Source organism: Enterovirga sp. CN4-39 (genome assembly GCF_049446235.1).
Taxonomy (GTDB): Bacteria; Pseudomonadota; Alphaproteobacteria; order Rhizobiales; family Beijerinckiaceae; genus Enterovirga.
This window is the reverse complement of the sequence record NZ_JBMSEF010000001.1, coordinates 437,838-460,511: the sequence shown is the minus strand read 5'-3', so window position 1 is coordinate 460,511 and position 22,674 is coordinate 437,838. Positions and strand designations below refer to the sequence as shown.

Sequence of the window (22,674 nt, the reverse complement as noted above, 5' to 3'; positions counted from 1 at the left end):
CCCGTTTTCCAGATTTTAGCTGTTGCAATGCGGAGACACTGTTCGGAAAGGATGCTGGCGCGAGGTGGTGGCGGCAGCATGGAGGGCATGTCTGCGGCGTGGCAGAGCGAGAGCGGGAACGAGCGGAGCCCTGCCGGCTCCGCAAGCGGCGCGCCTACACCTCCAGCCTGCGCCTCGTTGTCTTAGGTCGCCATCGCCTGCCGCCACCCGGCGGGGCGCCTGCCCCTCGTCACTGCGTCCAACGCCAGCCGAGCATCTCCGGTGGATCGATCCCTTCGGCATAGGCGTAGCGGCGGCACTCGAGCTGGCGATCGCGCAGCGCCTCCCGCGCATGCGAGCCGCGCAGCTTCAGCGCCGGGATGCGGTCGATCGCGTCGATCGCGAGCGTGAAGCGGTCGACCTCGTTCTCGATCGCGAGCTCCATCGGCGTGTTGATGTTGCCCTTTTCCTTGTAGCCGCGGACGTGGAGGTTGCCGTGGTTGGTCCGCCGGTAGGTGAGCCGGTGGATCAGCCACGGATAGGCGTGGAAGTTGAAGATGATCGGCTTGTTCGGCGTGAAGAGCGCGTCGAACTCGCGGTCCGAGAGGCCGTGCGGATGCTCGGTGCTGGGCACCAGCCGGAACAGATCCACGACATTGACGAAGCGGACCTTCAGTTCGGGGAAGTGTTCGCGGAGCAGGGCCGTGGCGGCGAGCGCCTCCATGGTGGCGACATCGCCGCAGCTCGCCATCACGACGTCCGGCTCGCTGTCCTGGTCCGTGCTTGCCCAGTCCCAGATGCCGACGCCCTTCGTGCAGTGCCGGATCGCGCTATCCATGTCGAGATAGGTCAGGTGCGGCTGCTTATCGGCGACGATGACGTTGATGTAGTTGTGGCTGCGCAGGCAGTGATCCCCGACGGAGAGCAGGCAATTGGCGTCCGGCGGGAGGTAGATCCGGGTCACGTGCGGGCTCTTGTTGGCCACCACGTCGAGAAAGCCAGGGTCCTGGTGCGTGAACCCGTTATGGTCCTGCCGCCAGACGGTCGACGTGATCAGGAGATTGAGCGAGGGCACGTCGGCACGCCACGGCAGCTCCCGGCACTTGTCGAGCCACTTCGCGTGCTGGTTGAACATCGAATCGATGACATGGACGAAGGCCTCGTAGGTCGAGAGGAGGCCGTGCCGGCCGGTCAGCACGTAGCCTTCGAGCCAGCCTTCGAGCGTGTGCTCGCTCAGCATCTCCATGACGCGCCCGTCGGGCGCCAGCTCGCCGCCGTCGCTGTCTTCCGGCAGGTACTCGCCGAGCCAGGTCTTCTTGGTCGCCTCGTAGAGCGCCGTGAGGCGGTTGGAGGCGTTCTCGTCGGGGCTGAACACGCGGAAGTCGTTCGGGTTTTCGCGCGCGACGTCGCGGAGCAGCTCGCCGAAGACCTTGGTTGGGCTGACCTCCGCGGCCCCCGGCGCCTTGACGGAAACCGCGTAGTCCCGGAAATCCGGCATCCACAGCGCCCGGCGCACGCCGCCATTCGCATGGGGGTTGGCTCCCATCCGCCGGGTTCCGGCCGGGGCGAGCTCGGCGAGTTCCGGCAGGAGGCGTCCGCCCTCGTCGAAGAGTTCCTCGGCGTGGTAGCTGCGGAGCCATTCCTCGAGCTGCGCCAGGTGCGCCGGGTTCTCGTGCACGCCGGCGAGCGGCACCTGGTGCGAGCGCCATGAGCCTTCGACGGCGTGGCCGTCGACCTCCTTCGGACCCGTCCAGCCTTTCGGGCTGCGGAGGATCACCATCGGCCAGCGGGGACGCTCCACCTCGGCGGGAGATCCGCGCGCCTCCTCCTGGATGCGCCGGATCTCGGATACGCAATGCTCCAGCGTGGCGGAGAGCGCCTGGTGCATGCCGTCGATATCCTCTCCCTCCACGAAACAGGGCTCGTAGCCGTAGCCGCGGAACAGGGCCTCCAGCTCGTCGTGCGAGATGCGGGCGAGGATGGTCGGGTTCGCGATCTTGTAGCCGTTCAGGTGGAGGATCGGCAGAACTGCGCCATCGCGGACCGGATTGAGAAACTTGTTCGAATGCCAGGCGGTGGCAAGCGGGCCCGTCTCGGACTCGCCGTCGCCGACCACCGCAGCCACGATCAGTCCCGGGTTGTCGAAGGCTGCGCCGTAGGCGTGGGAGAGCGAATAGCCGAGCTCCCCGCCCTCGTGGATGGAGCCGGGCGTCTCCGGGGTGCAATGGCTGCCGATGCCGCCCGGAAACGAGAACTGCCGAAACAGCCGCCGCATGCCGACCTCGTCCTGGGTCACGGCGCCGTAGATCTCGGAATAGACGCCCTCCAGGTAGACGTTCGAGATCACGCCGGGCGCGCCGTGTCCGGGCCCGGCCACGTAGAGCACGTCCAGGTCGTATTTCCTGATGAGCCGGTTGAGGTGGACGTAGATGAGGCTCAGCCCTGGGCTCGTGCCCCAATGGCCGAGGAGGCGCCGCTTCACATGCTCGGGCTTCAAGGGCTCGCGGAGGAGCGGGTTGTCCTTAAGGTAGATCATCCCCGCCGCGAGATAGAGCGTCGCGTTCCAGTAGGCCTTGATCTGCTGGAGTTCCCGGCTCTCCAGGGGAGTACCCTCGACGGTGGATCGAACCGGACCGTGGGTGCTGATGGCTAGCGATTCAGCCGTCGCAACGTCCATGTTTTCCTCCCTCGACCGAGTTTTTCACACGCCGTTCCAGAGGCTTGGGGCGTGGATCTCCGCCCACGGCAAATGCTTGCCGAACGATATCGCGCTAAGCTGCGCCGGTTGAGACGTGCCGAGGCTCGTCGCCATGTCCTCCAGGCCGATTGAACGCGGATCGAGCTTCCCGCTGGGCGCGACGATCTCGCCGAGTGGCGTGAACTTCAGCGTCTTCGCCAAGCGCAGCACGTCCGTGCAGTTGCTTCTCTTCGATCGGGCCGACGACGCGAAGCCGTCGAGGGTCATCGACCTCGATCCGACGCGACATCGCACATACCATTACTGGCACGCCTTCGTGCCGGGCCTCCGTGCGGGCCAGCTCTACGGCTACCGCGTCGCGGGTCCCGTCGATCATTCCCAGGGGCTCCGGTTCGACCCGGAGAAGCTGCTTCTTGACCCGTACGGCAGGTGCGTGGCGCGTCCCGCGGGCAGGAGCCGGCGCGCGGCGCAGATCGCGGGCGACAACAATGCCGCGGCGTTCAAGAGCGCCGTCGTCGACACCGACCTGTACGACTGGGAAGGCGACGCCCCGCCCCGCCGGCCATTCGCCCACACGGTCATCTACGAAATGCACCTGCGTGGGTTCACCCGTCATCCAGGATCCGGCGTAGCGGCCGAGAAGCGAGGCACCTTTGCCGGCCTGATCGACAAGATCCCGTACCTTGAGGACCTCGGAGTCACCGCGGTCCAGTTGCTGCCCGTCTTCGCCTTCGACGAGCAGGACGGTCCGGTCGGCCTGGGCAATTACTGGGGCTATCAGCCGATCTCGTTCTTCGCACCGCATCCAGGGTACAGCTCGAGCCCCGATCCGCTCGCGGCGGTCGATGAATTCCGGGACATGGTCAAAGCCCTGCACCGGGCGGGCATCGAGGTGATCCTCGATGTCGTCTACAACCACACGGCAGAGGGGGACGCGGCCGGCCCCACGATCTGCTTCCGCGGCTTCTCGAACGAGACCTACTACATTCTCGGGCACGACAAGTCTCGCTATGCCGACTACAGCGGCTGCGGCAATACTTTGAAGGCCAACGAGCCGGTCGTCCGGCGGCTGATCCTCGACAGCCTACGCTACTGGGTCAGCGAGATGCATGTTGACGGCTTCCGGTTCGATCTCGCGTCGATCCTGTCGCGCGATCAGGACGGCATGCCGATGGCCAATCCCCCCATCCTGTGGGAGATCGAGTCTGACCCCGTGCTGGCCAATGTCAAGTTGATCGCCGAGGCCTGGGACGCGGCGGGCCTCTACCAAGTCGGCAGCTTCGTCGGAGACAGCTGGAAGGAGTTGAACGGGCGCTATCGCGATGACGTGCGCGCTTTCGTGAAGGGCGACAACGGCGTGGTTCGAGCCTTCGCCTATCGCCTGACCGGCAGCCCGGACGTCTACATGCATGACGGCCGCGAGGCCGAGCAGAGCGTGAACTTCGTGACCTCGCATGACGGGTTCACGCTCAACGACCTCGTGTCGTTCAACACCAAGCACAACGAGGCGAATGGCGAGCACAATCGTGATGGCGGGAACGACAATCTGAGCTGGAACTGCGGTGTCGAAGGGCCGACGGACGATCCCGAAATCGAGCAGCTTCGCCAGCGGCAGATCAAGAACTTCCTGACCCTGCTGCTGCTCTCGACCGGAACGCCGATGCTGCTGATGGGCGACGAGGTTCGCCGAAGCCAGGCAGGCAACAACAACGCGTTCTGCCAGGACAACGAGATCTCCTGGTTCGACTGGGCCCTCCTCCGGGAGCACGCGGATATCCACCGTTTCACGAAAGGCCTCGTCGCGGCGAAGATGAACCGCGAACTGCCGATCGAGCGGCTGGCGATGACGCTGGGCGAGTTGCTGCAGCGCCAGCCGTTCCGCTGGCACGGGGTCCACCAGGATGCGCCCGACTGGAGCGACGAATCTCACACGCTCGCGGCCACGGTCGAACTCCTCGGATACCCGGTGACCATGCACATCATGGTCAACGCATTCTGGGAGGGGCTCGCGTTCGACCTTCCCGGGCTCCAGCGGGGCGGCACCTGGCGACGGTTCATCGACACGTCCGTCGCCGCGCCCGGCGACATCTGCAGCCTGGAGGAAGCCCCGACGGTGGAAGGCCCGACCTACCTCGTCCAGCCCCGTTCGGTCGTTCTGGTCGTCGCGCACGTAGGGAAACGGCCCTGATGATCAAGGCGGTTCTGGGCGGCGACGTCCGGATACCCGAATAACTTTCCTCGCCGGCGCCGACCGCCATTGTAGAAAGTCGGTCACGGTCGCCTCGTTGAGCGGATGTATCTCAGTTTCTGCGGGCCACAGCTCTCTCTGTATTCACAATCCATTTTTCCTGTCCTAAGCTGAACGAAGAGGCGCGCGCCTGACCCAGATCCATCCGGACGGATACTTGGAAGGATGGACTACCCCGGAAGCGCCCGGGGGACGGCGCCAGACCCGGCTCGAGCGGCGGGGATCCAGGATGGACGTCTTCGCGATCCGGCATGGCGAAACGGCCTGGAGCCTGAGTGCGCAGCACACCGGCACCACGGACATCCCACTGACCGAAAACGGTCGCCAGCTCGCAACGCGGCTCCGTCCGGTGCTCGCGCGGGAATCCTTCGCGCTCGTCCTCACGAGCCCGCTCGGGCGCGCCCGGGAGACCTGCGAGCTCGCGGGTGTCGGCGCGACCTCCGTGACGGACCCAGACCTGACAGAGTGGAATTACGGCGAGTACGAGGGACTCACCCCGAAGCAGATCCACGACGCTGCTCCCGACTGGCTGATCTTTCGGGATGGCTGTCCCGGTGGCGAGAGCCCGGAGCAGGTCGGGGCACGCGTCGACCGGGTGATCGCCCGTGTGCGCGGCGCTGACGGGAACGTCGCTTTGTTCGCACACGGCCACATCCTGCGCGTGCTCGCGGCGCGTTGGATCGGACTTCCGACGCGCGCGGGCCAGCATTTCCTGCTCGGGACCGGCACGCTCTCTGTGCTGAGCTACTACTACGACATTCCGGCGATAAGGATCTGGAACGGGCCCCTGACCTGAGCCGCAACGAACGCGGTTCGGGTCACGGAAGGCCAAACAACGCGAGGAGGACCGCATGAGCCAGGCGGCAATCATCAGCCCGGCAGCCCCTCACATGTCCCGGCAGGGCCTCCTTGAGCGCTACGGCTGCGGGCCGTTCCACTTCACGGGCGATCGTGACGCCCTCTATGAGCGACACCTGCTCTTCGACAACGTCATCGACGCGCAGAAAGCAGGCCTGCGCGAGAAGTTCGAGGCTGCCGCTCACGCCATCAGGGATGTCCTCTCCCAGCGCTGGGTGCTGACGGGGAGCACCTACGAGAGGCAGAACCCGAAGCGGGCATACTACCTCTCGATGGAGTTCCTCATCGGCCGGTCACTGGCCAACAACATCACGAACCTGCAGCTCGAGCCATTCGTCGCCCGGGCGACCGGGCAGACGAACCTCGACTGGCTCGGCCTCCTCGAGCAGGAGCCGGATGCCGGCCTCGGCAATGGCGGGCTGGGCAGACTGGCCGCCTGTTTCCTGGATTCGATGGCGACGATGCAGCTCCCGGCAATGGGCTACGGCCTTCGCTACGAGTATGGCATGTTCCGTCAATCTATCGAGGATGGGTGGCAGCGCGAGTATCCGGACAACTGGCTTCGGCGCCCCGATCCCTGGGAAGTGGAGCGCCTGGAGGAGGCGGTCGAGGTGAGCCTCGATTCCTCCTTCGAGCTGCAAAACGGCGCCCTGCGCGCGGTGCCCGGCCGGCCATCGAGCATCCTCGGCATCCCCTTCGACAGGCCTGTAGTCGGATATGGCGGGGAGACCATCAACACGCTCCGCCTTTGGGATGCCGCGGCGCAAGACTACTTCCAGCTGGACAACTTCAGCCACGGCGACTTCGTGGGCGCCTTCGCGGCGAGCATCGCGGCCAATACGCCGACCCGCGTCCTCTATCCCGACGACAGTACGCAGCAGGGGCAGGCCCTGCGGTTCCTGCAGGAGTATTTCCTGGTCACCTGCTCTCTGGCCGACCTCATCCGCCGCTTCCGTCGCGGAAATTCGGATTGGTCCCTGCTTCCGGACAAGGTGGCCATCCAGCTCAACGACACGCACCCGTCGCTGGCTGTGCCGGAGCTGATGCGCATCCTCCTCGACGACGCTCGCCTCGGATGGGACGAGGCCTGGGACATCACCAGGCGGACGCTCGCCTACACGAACCACACGCTGCTGCCGGAAGCGCTCGAGAAATGGCCGCTGCGATACCTGGAGCTGGTCCGGCGAAGACATCTCGACATCGTGCTGGAGATCGACCGCCGGCTCGGCGCGGAGGTGCGGGATCGATATCCCGGCGACGAGGAGCGCGTCGGCCGGACGAGCCTTGTCGAGCGCGGCCCGGAGGACCGGGTCCGGATGGCCAACCTCGCCATCGTCGGCAGCCACAGCACCAATGGCGTTGCCGCGATCCACTCCCAGCTGCTGCGCGAGAACACGGTCCGGGACCTCGCCGAGCTGTATCCCGAGCGCTTCAACAACAAGACGAACGGCGTGACGCCGCGCCGATGGTTGCTGCTCGCCAATCCGGAGCTGGCGCAGGTCGTCACGGATGTCATCGGTGACGGCTGGACGACGGAGCTCAGCCAGCTTGCCGGTCTGAGGCGTTTCGCTTCAGATCCCAGCTTCGTCGAGGCGTTCGCGGGGGCCAAGCGGGAGGCGAAGTTGCGGTTTGCCGCGTGGCTGAGCTCGCGCCACGGGCAGGTCGTGGACCCGGACAGCATCTTCGACTGCCAGATCAAGCGCATTCACGAGTACAAGCGCCAGCTGCTGAACGCGCTGCGGATCATCGTGCTCTACGACAGGCTCAGGGCCGATCCCGACCTGGAGATGGCGCCTCGCACCTTCTTCTTCGCCGGCAAGGCGGCGCCGGCCTACGTGTTGGCCAAGCTGATCATCAAGTTCATCAACAACCTCGCCCGGACGATCGACGGGGACCCTGTCGTCCGAGGGCGCCTGAAGGTCGTGTTCCTGCCCGATTACTGCGTCTCGCTTGCCGAGCGCCTCATCCCGGCCGCCGACGTCTCCAACCAGATCTCGACGGCCGGCTACGAGGCGAGCGGCACGAGCAACATGAAGTTCATGATGAACGGCGCGCTGACGCTTGGAACGCGGGACGGCGCCACGATCGAGATGATGGAGGAAGCCGGAGAAGAGAACTTCTTTCTGTTCGGCTTGAACGCCGAGGAGGTCGCCGAGAGCCGAAGCTGGTACAACCCGCGGTGGCACTACGACAACGAGCCGGAAACCAGGGCGGCGCTCGATCTCATAGCCGGCGACTATTTCAGCCGGTACGAGCCGGGCATCTTCGCGCCGCTGCACGAGGCGTTGCTCGAGCATGGCGACCATTATATGCACCTCGCCGACCTGACCTCATACCTGGAGGCGGATGGCAGGCTGTGCCGGCTCTACGCCGACGCGGGCGGCTGGGCTCGCAAGGCGATCCTCAACGTCGCCGGATCCGGGAAGTTCTCGAGCGACCGCACGATCGCGCAATACGCCTCCGAGATCTGGAACGTGAAAGCCTGTCCGGTCATGTAGCCATGATCGGCTCGCCGCCCCATTGCCGAACTCACCGAATGCAGCCGTGGCTGATCGCACCGCGCTCACGCATCCGAGGCCCAAGAGATCGAGCAAAGGACACTGATAAATCCTGGTGAGACCTGTTGATCTGTCTCAAAGCGTTCGCCCGGGGACCTCGTATCCTATTCGCTGCCCTGAGCGTCAGGGCGCGCTACATGGGGAGGTAGGAATGATCCGCCTCAAGGACCCGCAGGAATACGCCGCAACGAACTACATCAACGCCATGCTGGGCGCGCTGTTGATCGCGATGCCATGGCTCGCCGGCTTCGCCGACAACATCGCCGCCCTGACGAGCGTCGTCATCTCGGGCGCAGCCATAGTGACCCTGAGCCTTGGCGCGGCAAAGCATCTCGACGAGTGGGAAGACTGGATCGTCGCCGCCATCGGCATCTGGGCAGCCCTCTCGCCGTGGGCAATGGGCTTCACGGGCCTGTCGGAGACGGCACTCTGGAGCATCGCGAGCCTGGGTATTGCGACCGCTCTCCTGGCGCTGATCGAGATCTGGCGCGCGCACCACGGGGGCGGCGCCGCGCGGGCCTGATCCCCGACCGATCTCCAGCTGATCGCCGCCGCAGGGCGCGCCGTCCCGATCGTGGCCGCGCGCAGAGAGGAGCATGTCATGAACGCCAGGGATGTCATGACCTCGAACGTCGTCACGGTGACGCCCGGCACCACGGTGCGAGAGGCAGCCGCACGGCTCATCGAACATCGCATCAGCGCCGCCCCGGTCGTGAACGAGGCGGGCAAACTGGTGGGGATCGTCAGCGAAGGCGACCTCCTCCACCGCGTGGAGATCGGAACCGAGCGGCGCAGGTCATGGTGGCTGCAGCTTCTCGCGAGCGAACGGCTGCTGGCTGCCGAGTACGTGAAGTCTCATGGATCCAAGGTCGAGGAGGTCATGACGCGGACGGTCGTCACGGCGGATCCCGAGACCCCGCTCCAGGAGGTCGCCATGCTGATGGAGAGGAACGCGATCAAGCGCGTTCCGATCGTCAAGGACGGCAAGCTCCTGGGCATCGTCAGCCGGGCGAACCTCGTCCAGGCCATCGCGACACAAGGGATCGAGCAGGAGAGCGCGCGCTCCGACGAGCTGATCCGCGAGGAGCTGATGAAACACCTCAGTACGCAGCCGTGGGCTCATACCGCGCTCCTGAATGCCACGGTGAGCCGCGGTGTCGTGAGCCTTTGGGGGTTCTGCAGTTCGACGACCGAGCGCGAGGCGGTCCGCGTTGCGGCGGAGCGAATACCCGGCGTGAAGGCCGTCGAGGACCATATCCAGGTCAGCCCGATCGCAGCTGCGACCGCCTAGACCTTCCGCGGAGCGGCCGCTCGGGAGGCGACCCGGGCGGGGTGACAGCGGGCAGAAACAGGCTCACGTTCGAGGGGCGACAGAGACGTGGCCCGTGCCGAGCGCCGCTCGCGCAGATCTGGCGCCGAGCAGCTTCGGGCTCGCCCGCCACAAGGAGGTCGGCGATGATCAAGGACATTCTCGTTCTGCTGGACAATGTCGGCGAGCGCGCCGGACCATATGCACTCGGTCTGGCGCGTGTATTCGACGCCGCGCTCTCCGGCGTATGCGTTGCCCCGGAGCCCTCCGTGCCCGCCCTCCCATACGTCCCGGTCGATCTCGGCGTCTATGCGACTGCCCGCGACGAGGCGATCGAGATGGCCGATGCCGTGAAGCAGCGCTTCGAAGCGGAAGCGAGGCAGGCCAGTCTGACGGTCGAGTGCACGTCGATCGTCGCGGAGCCCGTTCTGGTATCGGAGCAGATCAGGCAGGCTGCGGGCCTGAGCGACCTGTGCGTGATCGAACAATCCGAGCCGGGGCGCGCGAAGCCCGGCGACCTCTATCTCGATGCATTGCTCATTCACTCGGGCCGGCCCACGCTGCTGGTGCCCTACACGCAGGCTGCTCCACCTCGCTTCGCCCACGCCACCGTCGCCTGGGACGGCAGCTCGACCGCCGCTCGCACGCTCGCCGATGCCATCCCGCTCCTTCGCCGTGCGGGTCATGTCGAGGTCGTGAGCGTCGTCCGGGAGGGTGACGAAGAGGACGAGAGCTTCGCGCCGAAGCTCGTGAGGCATCTCGCGCGGCACGGTATCGAGGCGAGCTTTCGGCGCCTCACGACGACGATCCCGATCGCGGAGACGCTGCTGTCCCGGGTCGCGGATTCCAACTCCGACCTTCTCGTCCTAGGGGCTTACGGGCATTCCCGCGTCAGAGAAGCGCTGCTGGGCGGCACGAGCCGCACCATCCTCCAGGCGATGACGCTGCCGGTGCTCATGTCCCATTGAGGTTCCCGAACGATCCTCGAGGCAGATGAGCAGGCAGAGCGCAGCAGAGGCGCAGGAATGCGTCTTTGCCTTCCTGGCGGAGCCGGAAACCTATCCGGGCGCCCCGGCGGTTCGCCGGATCGACACCCATGGGGCCGTTGTCTTCCTCGCCGGCCCGGATGTCTACAAGGTCAAGCGAGCGATCCGCTTCCCCTACATGGACTATTCGACATTGGCGCTGAGGAAGGCGGCCTGCGAAGCGGAGTTCGCCCTCAACCAGCCCAACGCGCCGGAGCTCTACCTCGGCGTCGTCCCGATCACCCGATCCGCGGGGCGCCTGGAGATCGGCGGCGAGGGGGAGCTGGCGGAATGGGCGGTGCACATGCGCCGCTTCGACGAGAGCCGGACGCTCGACTGCATGCCGGCGGGTGCCGCGTTGCCTCCCGAACTCGCGCGTCAGCTCGCGGCAGCGGTTGCTGCGTCGCACGCCCGGGCAGCGCCCTCCCCTCGCGACCGGTGGCTGCCATCCCTGTCGCGCTTCATCGAGGAGGCTCGCGACGCATTGCTGCGGTTTCCGGACCTTTTCCCGGCGGGGGTCGTTGAGGCGCTCCATTCCGGCCAATGCGCGGCCCTCGACCGAGTTCGCGCCCTTCTCGATCTCCGAAGACAGGAAGGCCATGTCCGTCGCATCCACGGCGATCTTCACCTCGGCAACATCGTCCTGATGGAGCGCGGGCCGGTCCTCTTCGATGCCATCGAGTTCGACGAGGACATCGCCACGGGGGACGTCCTCTATGATCTCGCCTTCCTCCTCATGGACCTGTGGGTCCGAGGGGACCGGCGCGGCGCCAACCTCGTCTTCAACCGCTACCTGAACGCGTCGGGGCCTGACGATCAGTTGCCCGGGCTGGCCGCCCTCCCCCTGTTCCTGAGCCTGCGCGCCGCCATCCGCGCCCATGTCACGGCGGCTCGATCGCTCGTCGTCGAAGGCCGCGCCCGCACGGATGTCGGACGCTCGGCCCGCACCTACTTCGATGCGGCGGCAGGTTTCCTGCGCTCGTCTCGCGGCCCCCTGGTGGCGATCGGCGGGCTGTCCGGAACCGGCAAGAGCACGATCGCGGCGGAGCTCGCGCCGCATCTGGGCCCCGCTCCTGGCGCCGTGCATCTGCGCAGCGACATCGAACGCAAGCGCCTCTTCGGCGTCGGCGAGACGGAGCGGCTGCCGGACGAGGCATACGGACCGGGCGTAACGGCGCAGGTCTATGCGCGCCTGAGGGACCTGGCGCTGCTCGCAGCAAAGGCGGGCTCCGCCGTGATCGTCGACGCCGTCCACGGCGAGCCCGGGGAGCGAGAGGCGATCGAGCACCTCGCCAGGCGAGCTGGGGTCCCGTTCGTCGGGATCTGGCTCGCACTTTCGACGGAAGAGCGCGTCCGCCGCGTTGCAGGTCGCCGGGGAGATGCCTCCGATGCCGGGCCGGAGGTAGCGCTGGCGCAGGAATCGCGCCCAACCGGCAGGATCACATGGGCGACGCTCGATGCGGCGAGGCCGGCTTCGGAGCTTGCCGCCGCGATCGCCGCGATGGCCAACCGGGCACGACTAGGGTCCGGCGCGGAGGGCCGATAAGGCCCTCTCAGATGAGTGCGCGGGTTGCCCTGGCGATAGGCAGTTCCTCGTTGGCCGGCACCACCCAGGTCTCGACCGGCGCGGAACCTGCGCTGATCCGGCCCTGACCAGCCTCGTTGAGGGTGGGGTCCAGCACCACGCCCGCCCAAGAGAGGCCCGCGCAGATTCCCGCCCGGACGGCCGGCGCGTGCTCGCCGATGCCGGCCGTGAAGACGAGGACATCGAGCCCCCCGAGCGCCGCCATGAGCGATCCGATCTCGCGAACGGCCCGGTAGGCGAAAAGGTCGAGCGCCTCGGCGGCGCGGGGATCGGAGGTCGCCAGGAGATCGCGGACGTCGCTGCTCACCCCGGAGACGCCGAGGAGCCCCGACTTCTTGTTCAGGACCTCGGCCACTGCGGCCGGTTCCATCCCCCGCTCCCGGATGAGGTGGAGCACGAGCCCCGGATCGACCGCGCCCGAGCGGGTTCCCATCATCAGGCCATCGAGCGCCGTGAACCCCATCGTGGTGGCGACACTCCGGCCGTCCTTCATGGCGCAGAGGCTCGCTCCCTGACCGAGGTGGGCGACGATCACCCTGCCCTTCGCCCGCTCTCCCGCGAGCCCGGGAAGGACCTCCGCGACGTGCTGGTACGAAAGGCCGTGGAAGCCGTAACGGAGCATCCCCTCCGCCGTGAGTTCGTGCGGGATCGGAAAGAGCTGGGCTAGGCGAGGTTGGGTGCGGTGGAAGGCCGTGTCGAAGCATGCGACCTGAGGCAGGCCCGGCCAGGCCCGCCCGACCGCCCGGATGGCGGCGAGGTTGTGCGGCTGATGAGCCGGCGCAAGCGGGATGAGCTCAGCCAGCTCTGCCGCCACGACATCGTCGACGAGGACCGGCGTCCCAAAACTCTGCCCGCCATGCACCACCCGGTGGCCCGCCGCCTTCAGGGCGAACTGGGGCTCGTGCCGTATCGTGTCGAGGAGCCAGGCCGCCGCATCCTCGTGGTCGCCGCCTACGGGAGGCGGAGGCACCGCCTCGAACGAGCGAGCCTGCGGGCCGAATACGTGCAGGCGGGAATCCGCCCCCACCCGGTCAATCTCGCCCCGGCACAGCGGCTGCAGCGTCTCCGCCTCGTACAGCGCGAATTTCACAGTTGAGGACCCCGCATTGAGAACGAGGATCGCGTTGCTCATGGGGGATCTCCTCGCCGCGCCTTCAGCACCGGCACTGGGTAGCCGCCCGGGGCACGAGGATTCGGCCCCGGATCACACCTCGAGCTTCAGCGGCTCGATCTGGCGCTGGACGAAGATTTTCGCCAGCGCGCACGACGCCATCCGGGCCTCGAGGCTGTCTGCCCGGCTCGTGAGGATGATCGGAACGCGGGCGCCGAGAATGAGCCCCGCCGCATCCGCGCCCGCCAGGTAGATGAGCTGCTTCGCGAGCATGTTCCCCGCCTCCAGGTCCGGCACGACGAGGATATCCGCATCACCTGCAACAGCGGACACGATGCCCTTCGTAGCAGCGGCCTCGCGGGAGACGGCATTGTCGAATGCGAGCGGGCCTTCGAGCAGCCCGCCGGTGATCTGGCCGCGGGCGGCCATCTTGCAGAGCGCGGCTGCATCCACCGTGGAACCCAGCTTGGGCGAGATGGTCTCGACCGCCGACAATATCGCGACCTTCGGCTCGCTGATGCCGAGCGCCCGGCAGAGATCGATCGCGTTCTGGATGATATCGCGCTTCTCCTCGAGGGTGGGCACGATGTTCACGGCCGCATCCGTGATGAAGAGGGGCTTTCTGTAGTTCGGGACGTCAAAGGCAAAGACATGGCTCATCCGCCGCTCGGTCCTGAGCCCGCCCTCGCGCGCGACGGCCGCGCCCATCACCTCGTCGGTATGCAAGGCCCCTTTCATCAGCGCCTGGACCTTGCCCGAGCGCGCGAGAGCGACGGCCGCGGTCGCGGCGGCGTGGCTGTGCGGCGCCTCGACCAGCTCGAACGCGCCGAGTGAGATGCCTGCCTGCTTGGCCGCCGCCTCGATCTTCGCCCGCGGCCCGACGAGGACCGGCACGATCAACCCCTCCTCGGCGGCATCCAGGGCGCCCCGGATGGACAGCGCATCGCAGGGATGGACGACGGCGGTACGGATCGGTGGTGCGCCTCGCGCCGCTTCCAGGAGGCGCGCGTAATGGGCAGCACGCTCATGAAGGTGCACCTCCGGCAGCAACACGCGCGGGACACGAACCTTCTTCGTGGGGGCGATCACCTCCGCTTCGCCGAGGATGACCGCTTCCCCGGCCTGGTTTTCGCACCGGCAGTCGAGGACGAGCCGCGACCGGGCCTCGTCCTTGCTCCGCACCGTCACGCTCGCCTTGATCGTGTCGCCGACCCTGATGGGATGCACGAATTTGAGGGTCTGGCCGAGATAGATCGTGCCCGGGCCCGGGAGCTCGGTTCCGAGAACGGCCGAGATGAGGGATCCGCCCCACATCCCGTGCGCGACGACGCCGTGGAAGATGTCGGTCGCCGCGTAATCGGCGTCCAGGTGGGCGGGGTTCACGTCCCCGGACACGACGGCGAAGAGGCTGATGTCCTCCGGCCTGAGCGTCCGAACGAGGCTGGCGTGGTCGCCGACCGAGATCTCCCCGAACAGCCGGTTCTCGACGTAGTTGAGCGCCATGTGAGACCTCACGCCTCGAGAACGTAGGTTCCCGGGGCGTCGCAGAGGGGCACATATCGCCCGTCGCCGCTACCCATCGTGGGAGGCGCGACCGGCTCGCCGGACCGCTCCGCGAGCCATGACGCCCATGCCGGCCACCAGGAGCCCTCCTCCCGTCGCGCGATGGTCAGCCACTCGTCAGGACCGGAATACCGGTCGTGGGCGCCCTTCGTGAGCACGCGGTAGAAGCGGCCGGAACGGCCGGGCGGGGAGACGATCCCGCCGTTATGTCCTCCGCTCGCCAGCATGAAGGTGACCTCCGTGTCCGTGAGGAGGTGCACCTTGAAGGCGGACCGCCACGGCGCGACGTGGTCGCGCTCGGTGCCCACCGCACAGATCGGTGCGCGGATGTCGGTCAGCGCGACCGCGCGGCCATCCACCTTGAAGCGGCCTTCCGCGAGGTCGTTGTCGAGGAAGAGGTGGCGCAGGTATTCCGAGTGCATCCGGTAGGGCATCCTGGTCGCATCGGCGTTCCAGGCCATGAGGTCCGTCATCCCCTGTCGCCTGCCCATCAGGTAGGTATTCACCACCCGCGACCAGATGAGGTCGTTCGAGCGAAGGAGCTGGAACGCCCCGGCCATTTGGGCCGAGTCGAGCGTGCCCTGCGCCCACATCAGGCTCTCCAGGAAGCTGACCTGGCTCTCGTTGATGAAGAGCGTGAGTTCGCCAGCCTCGGTGAAGTCCTGCTGGGCCGCGAAGAGGCTGATCGTGGCGAGACGGTCGTCCCCATCCCGCGCCATCGCGGCCGCTGCGATCGAAAGCAGCGTGCCTCCGAGGCAGTATCCGGTCGCATGCACCTTTCGGCCCGGGACGATGGCAGCGATCGCATCCAGGGCCGCCATGACGCCCAGCGTCCGGTAATCGTCGAAGCTGAGATCGCGCTCCTCGGGGCCGGGATTGCGCCAGGACACGATGAACACCGTGAACCCCTGCTCCGTCAGGTAGCGGACGAGCGAGTTCCCCGGCGAAAGATCGAGGATGTAGTACTTCATGATCCAGGCGGGCACGATCAGCACCGGCTCGGGCCGCACCGCCTCGGTGGCGGGGGCGTATTGGATGAGCTCGATCAGGCGGTTCCGGTACACGACCTTGCCCGGTGTCACCGCGACGTCCTTCCCGACCTGGAACGCCTCCGTTCCGGCAGGCCCGCGGCCGTGGATTTCCCGCTCGAGGTCCTCGGCAAGGTTCTTGAGGCCTACGGCGAGATTCCTGCCGCCCGTCTTGACGGTCTCGTCCAGCGCGACCGGATTGGTGAGCAGGTAGTTCGAGGGGGAGAAGACGTCGAGCGCCTGGCGTGTCGCGAACTCGACCAGGTTCTCGTGCGGCTGGGTCACGCCGGCGACCCCGGTGGTGGCGTTGTGCCACCATTGCTGGTTCAGGAGGAAAGCCTGGTGGGCCAGGTTATACGGCCAGGTCTGCCAGAGCGGGTCCGAGAACCGGCGGTCCTGCGGCAGGGGCGTGATGCAAGGTTCGGCCGTCCCGCCGCCGAGGAAGCAGGACAGCCCGTAATGAGCGAGCCGCATCCACTTGCGCTGGGCCTTGACGGCCAGTTCGGTCTGTTTGCCGGGCGAGAAGGCGAGATGGACCGCCCAGTCGAGATAGGCGCCGCCCAATGCTGCCGGCGAGAGCCCTCCGGTGAGGCGCGCGAGAGCAGCATGCGCCGCATTGTCGATCGAGTTTCCGAACTGGACGAGCGAGCGATCGTCGAGACCTCGCACCGGCTTCGACGTGTCTTCCCGGGGCGTCTGACCGTTCGGCCGCAGCGCCACGACGTTCGAATCCGGGAGTGGCTGGGGGTGAGCTACGGCACTCGGTCTCGCCTGCATCAGACTGAACTCCTGTCCCGGTCGCCAGATAGGCTGCCTGGTTCGAGGTGTTGTGACTCAGATCAAGGCATGTCGCGCCGCCGGACCTAGGCTCCCCATGGGTCCGCCGGGCCACGAAGGCGGAAGCTCAAATGAAAACCCGCGTCGCCGCCCTCAAGGCGAAGGACATTTTGACGCCGCGCCTGCTACGATCCTCCGCGGTGGCCGTCAGTCCTCCATTCACAAGGGAGACCAGCATGCCCGACATCCGCGTGCCCGACGATCTTTGGTCGACCAGCCTCATGCCGGAGGCGATCCTCGAGCGCTGGCTCGTTTCCGATGGAGCGAGCGTGACCCAGGGGCAGCCGATCGCCATGATCCGGGTCGGCGAGAACCTGCACGAGATATGCGCACCCGCCGGCGGGCTCCTGCGGACGACGATGGCGGCATCCAGCATGGTCGAGCCCGGATCGCTCATCGCAGAACTCTCGGCGTGAGCGCATCGCTGCCCTAGCGCCGTCGATCACCGCCGAACGGCTCTGTACCGAGACAGAGCCGTTCCTTCCTGTCCGTTCGGTGCCACGGCGTGAGTTTGCCGGGCTCAATCAGAGCCTCCGCCTTCCCCCGAGTGGAGCGTCGCCTCCGGTTGCCTGTCTGGCCAGAACCCGCAGCCTTCCTGGACCAACTTCCGGTTGATCTCGCGCAAGGCGCGGGTTTTCTGTCGCCTCAGACTGGTCCGGCAAGCCTTGGAGGCCTCTATGCCGATCTTCCAGCTGCGGCTCCTGAAGTCCGTACCCGATGATCAGGGCCACGATCATCTTGCGTGCCAGTGGCAGGTCCAACTCGAGGCGAGGAACGATCGGGAAGCCTGCCAGCAGGCGGTCGCCGCGTTTTGTCGCAGCCGCGGGGTCGCCGACTGGACGCACTACGCCGACGCCCTGGAGGCGCGGCAGCTGTCCATGGGACACATCTCCAGACCGAGGCGGAGGACGGGCCTATCGACGAGAGCCAGGCCGCAACTCCGGCGCAATTTCCTCCGGCATTGCCGGCAGCACTGAGTGCCCCTGTCCCGGAGGGTTCCCCGATGCAGGACGGCCGAGACAAGCAGGAGGCCGAACAGGATCGGGCGGAACTCGACGATCCCGAGTGGCCCTCCCCTGCCATCGAGCGTTTCCGGCCGCGGCTTTTCCGCGTGCTCGGTCCCGGCCTCATCACCGGCGCATCCGACGACGATCCGAGCGGCATAGCCACGTACAGCCAGGCCGGGGCGCAGTTCGGCTACCAGCTCTCCTGGACTCTCCTGTTCTCGTACCCGCTCATGGCCGCGATCCAGATGATCTCCGCCCGGGTCGGACGCACCACGGGCCACGGCATCGCCGGCGTGCTGCGCATGCACTATCCGAACTGGCTGCTCCAGCTGGTCGTCCTGCTCCTTCTCACGGCGAACACCATTAATCTCGGAGCAGATCTCGGCGCGATGGCCGATGCTGTGACGCTGCTGGCTCCCGGCCCGCGCTGGCCCTACATCCTCCTGTTCGCAGGCCTTTGCGTGTACCTGCAGATCTTTCTTCAGTATTCGCGGTACGTCGCCGTACTGAAGTGGCTCACGCTCGCCCTCTTCACCTATTTCGCGGCCCTGGTGACCGTGCATGTGGATTGGGGGGCGCTTGCGGCATCCCTCTTCTGGCCGCAGATCACGTTCTCGGCGGATTACCTGACCACGGTGGTTGCCGTCTTCGGCACGACGATCAGCCCCTACCTGTTCTTCTGGCAGGCCGCCGAGGAGGTCGAGGAGATCGGCGCATACGCCCACCGCAAGGACCTGCTCGACGCTCCCGAGCAAGGGCAAGTGGCGCTCCACCGGATCGAGATCGATACGCTCGTCGGAATGGGAGTGTCGAACATCGTGGCCTTGGCCATCATGGTCACGACCGCCGCGGCCCTGCATGCCCATGGCATCACGGAGATCCAGACATCCGCTCAGGCCGCTGAAGCCTTGCGGCCCATCGCTGGGCAGTTCGCGTTTGCGGTCTTCGCGCTCGGCATCATCGGGACGGGCCTGCTGGCAGTGCCCGTCCTGGCAGGTTCGGCGGCCTATGCGCTCGGTGAAGCCCGGCGCTGGCCGACTGGGTACTCCAGACGCTGGAACGAGGCGAAGGCCTTCTACGGCACGGTCGGCCTCGCCACCCTCGTCGGGATGGCGATGAACTTCACGGGGATCGACCCGATCAAGGCGTTGTTCTGGAGCGCCGTGATCAACGGCGTCACCGCCGTACCCGTCATGGCGATCATCATGCTGTTCAGTACTCGCCAGGACGTGATGGGGCGGTTCGCCGTTGCGGGCGTTCTCAAGTGGCTCGGTTGGGTTTCGACGGGCGTGATGGCGCTCGCAACCTGCGCGATGGTCGCCGCGGCCGTTTGATCGCTGCGCGGCGAGGCCCGCTGTCAGCGCATTGTCGCTGGGTCCCGGGCGGGGGAAGGCAGACCTGCTTGGGAAAGCGGAGGTTTCGATGAGGGCCATGGTCCTGCACGCCCTTGGCCAGCCTCTCCGGATGGAGGAGCTCGCTCTGCCCGCGCCTGGACGTAGCGAGATCCGCCTCGCCGTCGAGGCCTGCGCGGTCTGCCGCACCGATCTGCACGTCGTCGATGGCGACCTGCCCAACCCGAAGCTTCCCATCATACCGGGCCACGAGATCGTCGGCCGGATCGATGCCGTCGGAGCGGGCGTTGCCGGGCTCTCGCTCGGCCAGAGGGTCGGCGTGCCCTGGCTGGGCCATACCTGCGGGCATTGCCCCTATTGTGCCGGCGGCAGGGAGAACCTCTGCGATGCGCCGCTCTTCACCGGCTACACGCGGGATGGCGGCTTTGCGACCCACGTGGTCGCGGACGCGCATTTCGCCTTCCCGTTGGACGGCTTCGACGATCCGGTCGCGACCGCGCCGCTACTCTGCGCCGGCCTGATCGGTTGGCGTTCCCTGGTGGCTGCGGGCGATGCGGAGACGGTCGGGATCTACGGGTTCGGCGCCGCGGCCCACATCATCGCGCAGGTTTGCTTGTGGCAGGAACGCCGCGTCTTCGCCTTCACGCGGCCGGGCGACGACGCGGCGCAGGACTTCGCGCGCTCGCTCGGCGCAGCCTGGGCGGGAGGGTCCGACGAGGCGCCTCCTTCCCCCCTGGACGCGGCGATCATCTTCGCTCCGGTCGGATCGCTCGTGCCGGCGGCGCTACGGGCGGTCCGCAAGGGCGGCCGCGTCGTCTGCGGCGGGATCCATATGAGCGACATCCCGAGCTTTCCCTACCGCATCCTCTGGGAGGAGCGGCAGGTCGTCTCCGTGGCGAACCTCACGCGGCAGGACGGGCTCGATTTCCTGAGCATCGCACCCAAAGCCGGAGTGAGGACGCAGACGGTGCCCTACCCGCTGTCCCGGGCGAACGAGGCCTTATCCGACCTTCGCGACGGTCGCCTCATCGGCGCCGCCGTCCTGATTCCGTAGCGCTGCCGTCAATGGGCCAGGAAGAGAGGTGCCGGCGGCTTCTCCAGGAAGGCCTCCGTCACACCCCCGAGCGTGACCTCGCGCCACCAGGAATGGACGAAGGCGCCCATCACGATGAGGCTCGTCCGCCGGTTCAGCGCCTGCTCGCGGAGCGCGGTCGCGACATCGCGCGTGCCGGGCTGGAGATCGACCACTGTCGCATTCACCCCGTGTCGCGCGAGGTGGGGGGCGATTTCGGAGCCTGGGATCATGGCCTCCTTCTTCGCCTCGGCCACCGCAACCAGGCTGACCTCCTCCGCGGCCCTGAGAAATGGCATCGCCTCGTTCACCGCCCGGGCGGCCGCGGCACTGCCGTCCCACGCCACCATAACGTGACCGGGCTGGAACGACTCGGCTCCCCTCGGAAGGATGATGGCCGGCCTCCCGCTCGTGAACAGCACCTCCTCGACCATCGCCCTCGGGAACGACAACAAGTCCTCCGGCCCGTCCATGATCGTCAGGTCGTGCAGGCGCGCCCGCCGACCCAACGCGGACGCGGCATCGGTCAGCGGCAGCTGAATCGCCTCGCTCGTGCAGGGGACGCCTTGCGCCGCCGCGTCCTGCCGCGCCGCGTCCGTGGCAGCCTCCGCCAATGCGAGGCGACGCTGGTTGTCGTCGGCGACGAGCCCCTGCGCGAACTCGGTCGCAACCACGGCGGCGACGACGATCCGCGCAGATAGACCCTGGATCGTGAGGTGCGCGCCGGCTTGCCTGGCGAGCGAGATGGCATAGGCGGCCGCGCAACTCGGGCGCGCATCGTCCTTGGTGAAGCCGACAAGCAGGTTCTTCAAACCCTCGATGGCCATGAGCAATCCCCCAGATCCTGCCGCTAAGCTATCGTGCCCGCGGCTCGGCAGATTGAGACGGATCAAGTGGGTTCGCCCGGCCTGCGTTCCGCAGGCTGCGGCTGCCCGATGCGGCCGGACGGGCTGCTCGCCCGTCCGGAGCCCTGGCGCCACCCGAGGAGCTGACGCGATCGGGCCCTACGCCGGATGAGCTTTCGCGGAAGGCGGCGCGGAGGATTACCTCGCCAGACAAGTTGTGGGGCTGCCGCGAGAATAGGATCCTTGATCCAACGCGGGTGAAGCAGGCGACGACGAGGTTCCCCCTCGTCTGGCGGTCGGGGCGGCACCGACCCACCCGCTCCAAACACTCCCCTCGCCAGTCAATCCGGCAACCTGATGCTGTTTCGGATTGTCTCTCTTCGATCAGCCTCAGAGCCAAAACCTTGATGGAAGCAGAGATCATCGTCGTCGGGGGCGGGTTTGCCGGCGCCCTCGTAGCGACAGTCTTTGGCCGGGCCGGCTATGACGTGGCTCTCATCGATCCGCACGAGAAATACCCCACCGATTTCCGGTGCGAAAAGCTCGAGGGCTACCGCTTCGAAATTCTTCGTCGGCTGGGTCTGTCCGAATGCGTCTCCAGGATCTCCACGCATATGGAGGAACTCTGGATAGCCCGCTTCGGATGGCTCCTGGACAAGGTGCCGTTCCATCAGGGCAGCTTCCGCTACGAAGACCTCGTCAACGCGGTTCGGGCGCAGGTTCCGAACGCCGTGAAGAGGTACGTCTCCTGGGCGGAGGAGATCCAGCCGAGCGCTACGGCGCCAAGCGTACGCCTCCTCGATGGGAGCGAGATCAAGGGGCGCCTGGTCGTCATGGCCAGCGGGCTGAATTGGTCCCTGCTCGAGAAGCTCGGCATGGAGCGCGAGTTGCTCCGCAAGTGCCACTCCATCACGCTCGGCTTCGACCTCCAGCGTAGGGACGGGCTCGAATTCGCCTTCCAGGGCCTGCAGTACAATGCGGAGCGGGTCGGCGACGACGTCGGCTACATCACGCTCTTCCGCCTCGAGCGGACAATGCGCGCCAATCTCTTCCTGTACATGCCGCTGAAGGACCCGCGGGTGGCAAGGTTTCGGGAAGACCCGACGCAGGCCCTCGAGGCTCTGCTGCCGCGCCTCGCGCGGTTGACCGGGCCCTATCAGGTGGTCGGACCGGTGAAGATCCGGCCGACCGACCTCCAGACGACGCGCAAGGTCGAGGCCGACGGGGTCGTGGCGATCGGGGACGCGTTCGCGGTGCCCTGCCCGGCGACGGGCACCGGGACGCTCAAGGTCCTGACGGATGTCGAGCGCCTGCGGGAGCATGTTCCCGGCTGGCTGGCGAGCCCCGGCATGTCATCGGGCAAGATCGCGGCCTTCTACGCCGATCCGCTCAAGCGTGCCTGCGACGAAGCCTCCCTCGCCTATGCGTCCAGGCTCAGGTGGCTGGCGACCGACACCGGCCCCGCATCGCACGCGCATCACTGGGCACGGTTCGTGTCGCGTGTCGCCAAGCGGATGCTTCGAGGTCTCCGTCGGCTCAGGCCCGGAGCGCCGAACCGGCCGGAGAGGTTCGCCAAGTCCGCATAGAAGGGGCGCCGGC

Annotated in this window: 17 protein-coding genes; 11 read left to right on the top strand and 6 right to left on the bottom strand. The window is 67.0% G+C overall.

The features are described 5' to 3' along the window. Nucleotides 1-229: 229 nt before the first annotated feature. Nucleotides 230-2,656 (bottom strand): phosphoketolase family protein, encoded by a 2,427-nt coding sequence (locus tag ACO2SS_RS02290; protein WP_423275931.1) that lies wholly within the window; start codon nt 2,654-2,656, stop codon nt 230-232. Nucleotides 2,657-2,680: 24 nt separating this feature from the next. After that, on the bottom strand, nt 2,681-2,878 hold the full coding sequence (locus ACO2SS_RS02285; protein ID WP_423275930.1) for a hypothetical protein: 198 nt from the start codon (nt 2,876-2,878) through the stop codon (nt 2,681-2,683). On the opposite strand from ACO2SS_RS02285, the gene glgX reads away from it, so the two are divergent. From glgX to ACO2SS_RS02250, 7 genes are all read left to right on the top strand, one after another. Beyond that, nucleotides 2,856-4,865 (top strand): glycogen debranching protein GlgX, encoded by a 2,010-nt coding sequence (gene glgX / locus ACO2SS_RS02280; RefSeq protein WP_423275929.1) that lies wholly within the window; start codon nt 2,856-2,858, stop codon nt 4,863-4,865. The two genes, ACO2SS_RS02285 and glgX, sit on opposite strands and share 23 nt — an antisense overlap. Nucleotides 4,866-5,154: 289 nt before the next feature. After that, entirely contained in the window at nt 5,155-5,721 is a 567-nt protein-coding gene (locus ACO2SS_RS02275; protein WP_423275928.1) for a histidine phosphatase family protein, read from the top strand. 55 nt (nt 5,722-5,776) lie between these two features. Beyond that, nucleotides 5,777-8,281 carry a glycogen/starch/alpha-glucan phosphorylase gene (locus ACO2SS_RS02270; protein ID WP_423275927.1) on the top strand — a complete coding sequence of 835 codons (2,505 nt, stop codon included), beginning with the start codon at nt 5,777-5,779 and terminating at the stop codon, nt 8,279-8,281. 211 nt (nt 8,282-8,492) lie between these two features. Next, complete coding sequence (locus ACO2SS_RS02265) at nt 8,493-8,864, top strand: SPW repeat domain-containing protein (RefSeq protein ID WP_423275926.1); 372 nt, start codon at nt 8,493-8,495, stop codon at nt 8,862-8,864. Nucleotides 8,865-8,942: 78 nt separating this feature from the next. After that, a complete protein-coding gene (locus ACO2SS_RS02260; RefSeq protein ID WP_423275925.1) occupies nt 8,943-9,632 on the top strand; it encodes a CBS domain-containing protein in 690 nt (229 codons plus the stop codon). A gap of 164 nt (nt 9,633-9,796) precedes the next feature. Next, entirely contained in the window at nt 9,797-10,618 is an 822-nt protein-coding gene (locus ACO2SS_RS02255) for a universal stress protein (RefSeq protein WP_423275924.1), read from the top strand. 25 nt (nt 10,619-10,643) lie between these two features. Then, a complete protein-coding gene (locus tag ACO2SS_RS02250) occupies nt 10,644-12,221 on the top strand; it encodes an AAA family ATPase (RefSeq protein ID WP_423275923.1) in 1,578 nt (525 codons plus the stop codon). 7 nt (nt 12,222-12,228) lie between these two features. Here ACO2SS_RS02250 and ACO2SS_RS02245 read toward each other — a convergent pair whose 3' ends face one another. From ACO2SS_RS02245 to ACO2SS_RS02235, 3 genes are all read right to left on the bottom strand, one after another. Further along, complete coding sequence (locus ACO2SS_RS02245) at nt 12,229-13,392, bottom strand: acetate/propionate family kinase (RefSeq protein ID WP_423275921.1); 1,164 nt, start codon at nt 13,390-13,392, stop codon at nt 12,229-12,231. A 72-nt stretch (nt 13,393-13,464) separates the two neighbouring features. Then, nucleotides 13,465-14,874 (bottom strand): bifunctional enoyl-CoA hydratase/phosphate acetyltransferase, encoded by a 1,410-nt coding sequence (locus ACO2SS_RS02240; RefSeq protein WP_423275920.1) that lies wholly within the window; start codon nt 14,872-14,874, stop codon nt 13,465-13,467. Between the two features lie 8 nt (nt 14,875-14,882). Further along, nucleotides 14,883-16,739, bottom strand: a complete 1,857-nt coding sequence (locus ACO2SS_RS02235; protein ID WP_423275919.1) for a PHA/PHB synthase family protein — start codon at nt 16,737-16,739, stop codon at nt 14,883-14,885. Between the two features lie 236 nt (nt 16,740-16,975). Between ACO2SS_RS02235 and ACO2SS_RS02230 the strand changes: the two genes are divergently transcribed. The 3 genes from ACO2SS_RS02230 to ACO2SS_RS02220 all read left to right on the top strand — a co-directional run bounded on the left by ACO2SS_RS02230 (nt 16,976) and on the right by ACO2SS_RS02220 (nt 20,212). Beyond that, on the top strand, nt 16,976-17,215 hold the full coding sequence (locus ACO2SS_RS02230; protein ID WP_423275918.1) for a biotin/lipoyl-containing protein: 240 nt from the start codon (nt 16,976-16,978) through the stop codon (nt 17,213-17,215). Between the two features lie 587 nt (nt 17,216-17,802). Next, the gene (locus tag ACO2SS_RS02225; RefSeq protein ID WP_423275917.1) at nt 17,803-19,140 is read left to right on the top strand and encodes an NRAMP family divalent metal transporter; all 1,338 of its coding nucleotides are present in this window, start codon (nt 17,803-17,805) and stop codon (nt 19,138-19,140) included. A gap of 88 nt (nt 19,141-19,228) precedes the next feature. After that, a complete protein-coding gene (locus ACO2SS_RS02220; protein WP_423275916.1) occupies nt 19,229-20,212 on the top strand; it encodes a zinc-dependent alcohol dehydrogenase family protein in 984 nt (327 codons plus the stop codon). Nucleotides 20,213-20,220: 8 nt separating this feature from the next. Here ACO2SS_RS02220 and ACO2SS_RS02215 read toward each other — a convergent pair whose 3' ends face one another. After that, the gene (locus ACO2SS_RS02215; protein ID WP_423275915.1) at nt 20,221-21,057 is read right to left on the bottom strand and encodes a universal stress protein; all 837 of its coding nucleotides are present in this window, start codon (nt 21,055-21,057) and stop codon (nt 20,221-20,223) included. A 425-nt stretch (nt 21,058-21,482) separates the two neighbouring features. Here ACO2SS_RS02215 and ACO2SS_RS02210 point away from each other — a divergent pair, with 425 nt between their 5' ends. Beyond that, nucleotides 21,483-22,661: an FAD-dependent oxidoreductase gene (locus tag ACO2SS_RS02210; RefSeq protein WP_423275914.1), complete on the top strand. Its 1,179-nt coding sequence runs from the start codon at nt 21,483-21,485 to the stop codon at nt 22,659-22,661. Nucleotides 22,662-22,674 lie beyond the last annotated feature (13 nt).